Source organism: Pseudomonas sp. P7759 (genome assembly GCF_013386445.1).
In the GTDB taxonomy this organism is placed as follows: domain Bacteria; phylum Pseudomonadota; class Gammaproteobacteria; order Pseudomonadales; family Pseudomonadaceae; genus Aquipseudomonas; species Aquipseudomonas azotoformans_A.
This window is the reverse complement of the sequence record NZ_JACART010000083.1, coordinates 1-2,070: the sequence shown is the minus strand read 5'-3', so window position 1 is coordinate 2,070 and position 2,070 is coordinate 1. Positions and strand designations below refer to the sequence as shown.

The following is a 2,070-nucleotide window of genomic DNA, read 5'->3' as shown; positions in this document are numbered from 1 at the left end:
CCGCCGCAGATCTGTACTGGATGTCCCGTTACCTGGAGCGCGCCGAGAACCTGGCGCGCATGCTCGAAGTCAGTTATTCCCTGTCATTGATGCCCCAGGCCGGGCGCAGTGACGGCCTGGATGAGCTGGCCATGTCGTTGCTCAGCAGCGGCACCCTGGACAGTTACCTGGAGCGCCATAAACAGCTGGATGCCGAGCGCATGCTGCACTTTTTTGCACTCGACGAAGAAAACCCCGCAAGCATCTACAACTGCCTGCGTGCCGCACGCGGCAATGCCCACGCGGTACGCGGGCGCATCACCGCCGACATGTGGGAAAACCTCAACGCCACCTGGCTGGAAATGCGCAGCATCGCTGCCGGCGGCCTGGCGCGGCATGGCATCAGTCACTTCTGTGATTGGGTCAAGCAGCGCTCGCACCTGTTTCGGGGAGCGACGTCCGGGACGATCATGCGCAATGACGCCTATCGGTTTATCCGCCTGGGCACCTTTGTCGAACGTGCGGACAACACCCTGCGCCTGCTGGATGCGCGCTACGAGATGTTTGGCGAGGAGTCGGAAGAGGTCAGCGACTTGTCGGCACGCGGTTATTACCAGTGGAGCGCCCTGCTCCGCGCGTTGTCGTCGTTCGAGGCGTATACCGAGCTGTACCCGAATGCTTTGAATGCCCGTTCCGTGTCCGAGTTGCTGCTGTTGCGCAGTGATGTGCCGCGTTCGTTGCATGCCTGCATCGAAGAACTGAGCCATATCCTGGCGGACCTGCCCGGCAGTTATGGGCGCACGGCGCAGCGTTTGGCGGCAGAGTTCGAGGCGCGGCTGAGGTATACCGGGATCGACGAGATTCTTGAGGAGGGATTGCACGCCCGTCTCACGGACTTTATCGACACCGTGCGCGAGTTGGCGCGGGCGATTCACAGCTCGTACCTGGAGATGGTCTAAGTGCGCTTAGGTCACTTATCTGTAAGTTAGGGTGATTGACCCTGTTTGGATACCGCTCTTATGTTGGGCAGGTGAAATGCCTTCCCACCATAAGAACAGGTACAGAACATGTCCGAACTCACGCTCAACACTGCAGCGGCACACACCCTGCAACGCTGGCATGCCATGTTGGCCAATCGTGACCTCAAGGCCCTGCCCGAACTGTTGGCGCCCGACGCCGTCTTCCGCTCGCCTATGGCTCATACGCCCTACCCTGGCGCGCCGGTGGTGTCGATGATCCTCAATACGGTGATCAACGTCTTCGAAGACTTTACTTATCACCGTGAACTCGCCACCGGCGATGGCCTGAGTGTGGTGCTGGAATTCAGCGCGCGCGTGGGCGACAAGCAGCTCAAGGGCATCGACCTGATCCGCTTCAACGAACTAGGGCAGATCATCGAGTTTGAAGTGATGGTCCGCCCGTTGAGCGGGCTGCAAGCCCTGGGTGTGGAAATGGGCCGGCGCCTGGCACCTTACCTGGCCAAGGCCAAAGGCTGATTACTGGTTTTTCACCAGCACCGGCTCGGCGCTGTATTGCTCTGGAAACAGCTTTTTCAGTTGCGCCACTTTCGGCAGGTCGTTGATCACGATGTAGGGGTAAGACGGGTTCTCGGTGAGGAAGTCCTGATGGTAGGACTCCGCCGGGAAGAACGCCTTACCCATTTCGATCTGGGTGACGATGGGTTTGTCGAAGGATTTAGCGGCATCCAACTGGGCGATGTAGGCCTGGGCGACTTTTTGCTGCTCGGCATTCTGCGCGAAGATTGCAGATCGGTATTGGGTACCGGTGTCCGGGCCCTGGCGGTTGAGTTCGGTGGGGTTGTGGGCGACCGAGAAATAGATCTGCAGCAGTTTGCCGTAGCTGACTGTGCTCGGGTCGTAGGTGACGGACACGGACTCGGCGTGGCCGGTATCGCCCTCGCTGACGGATTCGTACTGCGCCGTACTCGCCGCCCCACCGTCGTAGCCTGAGACTGCGTTTTTCACGCCTTGTACGTGTTGGAATACCCCCTGCACGCCCCAGAAACAGCCACCGGCGAACACGGCGGTTTGCAGGTTGCCTGAGGTTGCAGGCAGGTCCAGGGCCGGCGGC

General features: G+C 60.1%; 3 protein-coding genes. 2 read left to right on the top strand and 1 reads right to left on the bottom strand.

Annotated features, from left to right (window positions below):
* Positions 1-938 (top strand): alpha-E domain-containing protein (locus HX823_RS30840; RefSeq protein ID WP_256350344.1); only part of this gene is annotated, 938 nt, incomplete at its 5' end.
* 108 nt (positions 939-1,046) lie between these two features.
* Positions 1,047-1,475 carry a nuclear transport factor 2 family protein gene (locus HX823_RS30835; protein WP_177078400.1) on the top strand — a complete coding sequence of 143 codons (429 nt, stop codon included), beginning with the start codon at positions 1,047-1,049 and terminating at the stop codon, positions 1,473-1,475.
* Here HX823_RS30835 and msrA read toward each other — a convergent pair.
* Positions 1,476-2,070: peptide-methionine (S)-S-oxide reductase MsrA (gene msrA / locus HX823_RS30830; RefSeq protein WP_177078398.1), on the bottom strand; the 595-nt coding region annotated here is incomplete at its 5' end.